Source organism: Agrobacterium tumefaciens, assembly GCF_009649785.1.
In the GTDB taxonomy this organism is placed as follows: domain Bacteria; phylum Pseudomonadota; class Alphaproteobacteria; order Rhizobiales; family Rhizobiaceae; genus Agrobacterium; species Agrobacterium tumefaciens.
Genome location: NZ_WJOK01000052.1, coordinates 1 through 7272 on the forward strand (window position 1 = coordinate 1; position 7272 = coordinate 7272).

The window sequence follows — 7272 nt, forward strand, 5'->3', positions numbered from 1 at the left end:
TTCATCCAAGCATCGCTGCTCGCAAAATTGGTGTTGTCTCATTAAAACGTGACCGTCAAAGTCTATTCAATCAGAGCCTGAATTCCTTCAGACCCCGCAAGCTTCGCCGCCCACGTTTCTCTTTCTTCTCATATTCAATTGTCAAAAAACAGACCGCTCAATGCAGTCACAAAATCAAACCCCAAAAGCAAAAGCCCTTGGAAAACAACAAGCAGTCAGCTCATCAACATGATTTCTTTAGAACGAAAGACTTCGTCGCCAGCAGCGCCGCCGCCCTCGTTCAGTGAGCGGACTTATAGAGAGCAGCTTGCGCTTACGTCAATGGGCAAAAAAGAAAATCCTTGGAAAAAAAAACGGGTGCCAAAGTTCCGTAAAATAATCAACACTTTGGCAGCGTCGACGTCGTCTGGACAGATATTTCCAGAATTACCATGGCATTTTTAGTAGTCGGCTTTCACCATACAGAGTCTTACGCCTGCTCAAATTGTCGAATAGAGCTTACTACGGCGGTGGTTGGGTTCGCCATGACTGCAAGCTTGATCGCCGAAACATTTCGAGTGAGTGCTATCCTTGAGGATAGCCAATTCCAAACAGCAGAATGGAAATGCTCGAAATGTCTGATGGTTCTTGGGTAGATTGGTTTCCTTTCGTCTTTTTCCCGGCCAAGATCATAGTGCTCGGCATAGGCATGTATTATGCGATCAAGTGGCATCACGATCAGGCGAAGAAAGATAGCGAGACCAAAGGGCGCTGAGCGAGCCCCTGCTGTCCGTTGCTCAAGCCCGCATTGCGTTGCTGACTGAAGGCGACGAGAGCGGCAAGCAGTTGCAGCGTCTCCCCGGCGAATTATCAGCCTCATAACTGTCGCGCAACAACGGGCGAACTATGTGAGAACATCCGCGCCAATTGTTCTACATTAGATTTTTCCCAATGAGAGCATTGGCTTACCTCTATCAAAAGCCGCTCCAGATAGCTGGAAGCGGCATGCTTGATGAAATAAATAGAATACGAGTAGCCAATATTCGGGAAAGTATTTGAGCTAGAAAAACGTTGCTCGTTCCCATGAAACGTGGAGATCAATCGAGACTTTCACTCAATTTGTCAATTAGCTCTCAAGGATATGCTTAATCTGTAAGCCTCCGCCCATGGCCTCAACGACAGTGCGCCAGCCGTTCGGTGCGCCTTTCCGATTGGGTCCCAGGTCGCTATCGCCTCGTAGAGCGGAGGTTGATCCAGATTTTAAGCGTCAAAACACCTGTTTGCAGGTATACCCAGATAGATTATCAGCCCAAAAAGTGTCATGCCCGGGGTGTCACAAGCGCCAGGAGGCCCACAGCTCATGTGGGAGCTTACGGCATAGTAAATGAGATACGCAATCGATCCAGAGCCCGCTATGTCGTAACACACCGCTCCGGTTCCAAAATCGCGTTATTCCGGATTTAAGACATCATAAGTAATTCTTTAAATTTGAACTAATCGATTATGGATCATATGCGATCCTAAAACTATCGGCTGTTTCGCCCATCCCGATCCGGGCCGCGCCAACGATACAGCGGAGGCATTTATGGTCGTTGTCGTTGAAAACACGCAGCACGCCTCCACTTTTATTCCTTCACAGCAAGACGCACGCCCGTCCTGCCGCTCACTTCGGCACTATGGGGAGCGCGTTCCCGTCAGGACAGGCTGGATCAACGCGTACCATATTCCGTTGCAGTGGACGCCCGTTCTCGGGGCTTGCCGAGCCATATCCACTTCCCACTACGGTCAAGATAGAACGAGGGCCGCGCGTACAATGGTGTGACGGGTTGCCTAACCGCCTTCTGGACACGCTTCCCGTCAGACTGGATCGAACATGTCCCTGACTTCCGGATCGGCAAAGTAGGCAAGCTTTTCAGCGAAAATTGGTCGTTGCCCGGCCAGGAACAGCAATTGTCCGTGCGCCGGCAGATTGCGCACCTCATCAGGGCGCGGCGGCTCGCATCATGTTCTTGAATGCGTCCCGAGAAAGTCGCAACCGGTTCATGGAGCGCCCTGCCCGCTGTCGCCACCCTCTCCCGTGCCCGGCAGTCCTTGTCCGATCAGATCGGCAAACAGCGCCTTGTCATTGTCACGCGTCAGAAAGCCAGGCAGTTCGCGGCGCAGCCAGTCATCGAGCTGTTGCTTAAACTCCTGATCATTCGCGGTCTCCAGGTGATGCAGAACGAGCGAGCCGATCAGGACCTTGCGGCGCATATCGTTGTTGCGCTCGGTTTTCGAGAGACGGGCCTTGAGGGCGGACCGTTGCGCATCCAGTTCAGCCAGGCGCTGTTCGATTGTTTTCCTTGCCACGATTGTTCCTTTCGATTGCGGTCGCACCGGAACTGCTGCTGTTGACCGCGGCTTTGCTCCTGGAAGACAGACCAGTTTCTATGAGGAGATCGACATAGCGATTGTGAGAGTAGGTTTGACCATATGGTTCATGACGCTGTGGTCGCCGTCACCTGAGTACAGGAGACTTTGTGCTACCAGTGAAGCTCAGTCGCTGGCGTTCGCGGCCTGTTCGAGCTTTTCGATGTGCTCGCGGCAAAGCGTCTCAACCAGCTTATGAAGTTCCGCGGTCCGCTCCTGAAGCCAGGTGAGCGCCTCTTCGGAAACCTCGAAACGCTTCGAATAGCGTGCCTTGACGTAGGCCTCATTCAGGATGTTGTACCATGTGGTAAATCGTTGACGATCGCGCGGCCAGATGTCGATCAGACGGCGATCCCTATCCTCTGAAAGTCCACGCAGGAATTTGAGGTTATGTGAGGCCGGCGTGTAATTTGTGTGCGTCAGCAGATAGCAGGAGTAGGCTGTTTCAACTGATTGGTGGAGATTGAATGTTGCGAGGTTGATGTTTTCTTCCTGCACAAAGAATTTCGAACCTTTCAGAAAGTCGACTGCGTTCCTAAACTGCTTTTCAAAATGCTCCTCGGCCACCCTGATTGCATCGGCTGGGCTGAGCTGTTTCGCCTCGGCGAGTTCCCTATCGTCGAGTTCGTAAAGCGCAATGCCATCCCGTCGGATGTCGCTGAAGAAATATTGCCCTTCCTGCAGGAAATTGCTGATCTCCCGAGCACCATGGACAATGAGGCTAACAGGCGTCTCGATCTCCTTGTCCCACATCAGCCGGTCTGTTGCCTTGTCCCAGTACCTGGGATCGGCCAATTCCTTGTTGCTGACGATGACAAGAATGTCGAAGTCCGAGCGGTAGCCTTTCGACGTATGTGGTTCATCCACCCAGGTGCCACGCGCGTAAGAACCGAACAGAATGATTTTGAAAATCCGCCCATCCTTCTTGGCGTCAGACTTGGAGCGCTCCACCAGATCAGCAAACTCTTCCTGGATAATTCCGACGACGCGCGCGAGCTCGCGTTGCTTTCGTTCCGGCAAATGTTCAAGGCTGGTCTTCATGTCTGCTCCGTTTCTGGACGGTATCCTGTATGGTCCATTGTAAACTTCTTTGAAACTCAGATTTTTGGCAGCCGCCAATCAAATGCCTGTCTCCTGCACGCAAATTCTTCCGGCGGGTTGCCTGCGCGCACTCCTCTATGTCGAGCCGCGCCTGCAATATCTTCCTCCAATCTTCCAGCTCGCTTATCCCTTGTCCTCTGTCCCTGATCCGTCGTGCGATCGACCTGCGCCTATCGCCCTCCCCTGATTGACGCGATTGTGTCCCTATTCAAACACGAGCAATTGCCACTTGGCGACTACTACTTTTAGTAGTCGAAATGCCCGTTCGTTGTTGCTAGCGTCGCCACCGGTAAACAGACAAGGGCGCACTTACGACTTGCGGCGCGTTTGGGCGTTTGGTCTCCCCGTTTGCGTATCGGAGATTTCGTTTGGCGATTTATCATCTCAGCACGAAACCTGTCTCGCGCTCATCTGGCCGCAGTGCTGTGGCATCTGCCGCCTACCGTTGTGCTGTTCTTCTCGTCAATCAACGCGATGGCCTTGTGCATGACTTCACCCGGAAAGAGGGTGTCGAGCATAAAGAGATCGTGCTGCCGGACGGTCTTTCTGCCAATTGGGCTTTGGATCGTTCGGCTTTGTGGAACGCTTCAGAGTTTGCAGAAAAGCGAAAAGATGCCCGCGTCGCTCGTGAATTCGAAATCGCGCTTCCGCATGAGCTTTCGCCAGAGGGACGACTGAAGGCTGCGCGTGCCTTTGCTCAGGATCTGGCAAACCGCTATGGCGCGGCCGTGGATTTTGCAATCCATTCGCCAAGTGAGCATGGTGATATCAGGAACTACCATGCGCATGTTCTGATGACGACGCGACAGGTTGGCATAGCCGGCCTTGGCGAGAAAACTCTTCTTGAGCACAAGAACGCACGGCTGTTGGCAAATGGCATGGCGACAACCGACATGCAGCTTCGCGATATCCGGCAGGCATGGGAAGGCATTGCCAACCGTCAGCTTCAACGCGAAGGCCTGGATGTTCGCATCGATCATCGCTCGCATATGGAGCGCGGCCTTGAGTTGTCGCCGACAGAACATATGGGCGTGCATGCGTCGCAGATGCAGCAGCAAGGAATGGCCGTCGAGCGCGGGCGGCTGGATGACGAGGCAGCACGGCAAAATGCCGAGCTGATCCGCCAAAAACCGGAACAGGTTCTGACGCTGATCAGCCATGAGAAGAGCGTGTTCGATCGCCACGATATCGCCAAAACCTTGCATCGCTACATCAACGATGACGCACAGACATTCCAGAACGCCTTTGCGGCTGTCATGGCGTCGCCAGCACTCGTGGAACTTCAGGCTGAGCGCACCGATGCCGAGACAGGCGAAGTGTCCAATGCCCGCTATTCGACGCGGGACATGATCGATCTGGAACTTGGCATGGAGCGATCGGCGGAGCGGTTACATCAGGCGCAGTCCCATGGTGTCGATCCTCGCCATGTCGAGCGTGCGATGGAGAAGCAGGATAACGCCATTCGCAAAAGCTCCAGCGGACTGTCGGCTGCGAGCGATCCTTCAGCCGGATTGTCGGACGAACAGCGTCACGCGATAAAACAAATTACAGGTCCAGAACGCATCGCGGCTGTGGTCGGGTTTGCCGGTGCTGGAAAGTCCACCATGCTGGCAGCCGCTCGCGAGGCGTGGGAGGCGCAAGGCTATCAGGTCCATGGTGCAGCGCTTAGCGGAAAGGCAGCCGAGGGTCTTGAGGAAAGTGCCGCTATTCAAAGCCGCACCCTGGCGTCATGGTCTTACAGTTGGGACCATGGCCGGGATCTGATCGGACGTAGTGACGTGTTTGTCATTGACGAGGCCGGCATGGTCGGGAGCCGTCAGCTTGCCCGGTTCATCGGAGAGGCTGAAGAGCGCGGCGCAAAGATCGTTCTTGTCGGCGACCATGAGCAGCTTCAGGCCATCGGGGCCGGTGCACCCTTCAGGGCGATTGCCGAGCAGATTGGTCATGTCGAACTTTCCGGGATACGCCGCCAGCGCCATGATTGGCAGAGAAAAGCATCGGTTGCCTTTGCGACCCACAAGACGGCCGAGGGCCTCGCCGCCTATCGCGATCACGGCGCCATCCACTTTGCGGACAGCCGCGAGAAGGCGATGGCGCAGATCGTGCGTGATTATCTTGCCGACAGTGAGAAGCCTACCGACGGCACCCGGGTTGCCATGGCGCATCGCCGCGCTGATGTGCGAGCCCTCAATGCCGCCATCCGCTCCGAGCTTCAGAACAGACAAAAGCTGGAGCGTGGCCCGGGGCTGAGCGACGGTACGGACCGTGGAGACCGTGGGGATGTTGGGGTCGGCAAGGACGGCGGAGAACGCGTGTTCCAAACCAATAACGGCAAACGCGCTTTCGCCGCCGGTGACCGGATCATCTTCCTCGAAAACAATCGCGACCTCGGTGTCAAAAACGGCATGCTTGGCACGGTCGAGCATGTGGAGCCGGGCAAGATTATCGCCCGGCTCGATGGCCGAGGCGGCGACAGTGTCAGCATTCCCACGGACAGCTATCAGGCGATCGACCACGGCTATGCGACGACGATCCATAAAAACCAGGGGGCGACAGTCGATCGCGCCTTTGTGCTGGCGTCGAGTACCATGGACCGGCATCTGACCTATGTTGCCATGACAAGGCATCGCGACAGCGTGCAGCTCTATGCCGACATCCAGGAGTTCACCAATGCGGGCCGACTGGTTGATCACGGCGTTGCGCCCTACGGGCATAACCGACAGGCGCGAGAAAACTATTTTGTGACGCTGGAGAACGACAAGGGCGAACGGCGCACGGTGTGGGGCGTCGATCTCAAGCGGGCCATGCGAGATGCATCGCCAAAGATCGGGAACAGGATTTCCCTGCAGAATGAAGGCGCCACGCCTGTCACGCTTCCGGATGGCACGCAGGCCGAGCGCAATGCGTGGCGTATCGTCAAGGGTGACGTTTTGGCGTACCAGCACCTGACAAGCCGTCTGTCGCGTTCCGGCGCGAAGGAAACCACGCTGGATTATATCAGCTACTTTGCCGAGCGGCGCGGGATCGCCAGCGACCAATGGATCGTAAACGACCAAGGGATCGGGCAAGAGTTTGGTGTCAGGAGCGAGATCGAACTTGCTTCCGGACGGGATGAGCGTCAAGAGGTCTTGTCCCGTGCGGCCCATCTGCAACGGGAGCAGCAGGACCGGCCATCGGAGCGTCAGCAGGTTTACGAGGAACCTGGCGGCGATCTGGCCGGTCCTGCTTACCGCGAAAATCCTCGCAATCAGTTCGCCCGAACAATCGATGACGGACGGCGCGACGACCGGATAGAGGACAGCAAAGGATACCGCCGCATCCGGTGGTCCGAACTCATGTCGCAAGACGGCACCGTCCCTGCCCCCACAGAAGCTATCGGCCAGCAATTGCCGATGGAACCCGGCAAGCCCATTCCGCTGGTGCCGGCGATCACGCGTCACGATCGCAGCATCGAAGAGGTGGCGCAGATGAGGGCGACGTCCATCATCGATCAGAGGTTCGATACGGTGGAATCGCTAGTGCGGCGTGCGTTCCGTGATCCAGAGGAAGTCGCTGCAAGACTGCGCGCCGCCATTACCGAGAGGGAAGGCAACGGCAAGATCATGGCGAAGGCCATGGCGGAGCAGCCCGAGCGGTTCGGGGAGCTACGCGGCAAGTCGGGTATGTTCGGAAACAACAAGGAGCGGACGGAGGCGCTGCAATATGCCAGGTCTCTCTCTGCCCATATCGGCTATGTCTCCGAGGCATGGGAGCGCCGGCTTGGCGAAGAACGTCAGAGCGAAC

General features: G+C 55.9%; 5 protein-coding genes and 1 pseudogene. 3 read left to right on the top strand and 3 right to left on the bottom strand.

The genetic code is table 11. The features are described from left to right. Positions 1–287, top strand: a 287-nt coding sequence (locus tag GH784_RS26895) for a hypothetical protein (RefSeq protein WP_194843016.1), incomplete at its 5' end; no start/stop codon positions are given. A 326-nt stretch (positions 288–613) separates the two neighbouring features. After that, complete coding sequence (locus GH784_RS27260) at positions 614–754, top strand: hypothetical protein (RefSeq protein ID WP_174061636.1); 141 nt, start codon at positions 614–616, stop codon at positions 752–754. A gap of 1082 nt (positions 755–1836) precedes the next feature. Here the strand turns inward: GH784_RS27260 and GH784_RS26900 are convergent. From GH784_RS26900 to GH784_RS26910, 3 genes and pseudogenes are all read right to left on the bottom strand, one after another. After that, positions 1837–1965: pseudogene (locus GH784_RS26900) on the bottom strand (type IV secretory system conjugative DNA transfer family protein); the annotation flags it as partial. A gap of 54 nt (positions 1966–2019) precedes the next feature. Next, the gene (locus tag GH784_RS26905; RefSeq protein ID WP_162701234.1) at positions 2020–2328 is read right to left on the bottom strand and encodes a mobilization protein; all 309 of its coding nucleotides are present in this window, start codon (positions 2326–2328) and stop codon (positions 2020–2022) included. Between the two features lie 186 nt (positions 2329–2514). Then, a complete protein-coding gene (locus GH784_RS26910) occupies positions 2515–3429 on the bottom strand; it encodes a nucleotidyltransferase and HEPN domain-containing protein (RefSeq protein WP_153794046.1) in 915 nt (304 codons plus the stop codon). A 428-nt stretch (positions 3430–3857) separates the two neighbouring features. Here GH784_RS26910 and traA point away from each other — a divergent pair. Beyond that, positions 3858–7272 (top strand): Ti-type conjugative transfer relaxase TraA (gene traA / locus GH784_RS26915; protein ID WP_153794043.1); only part of this gene is annotated, 3415 nt, incomplete at its 3' end.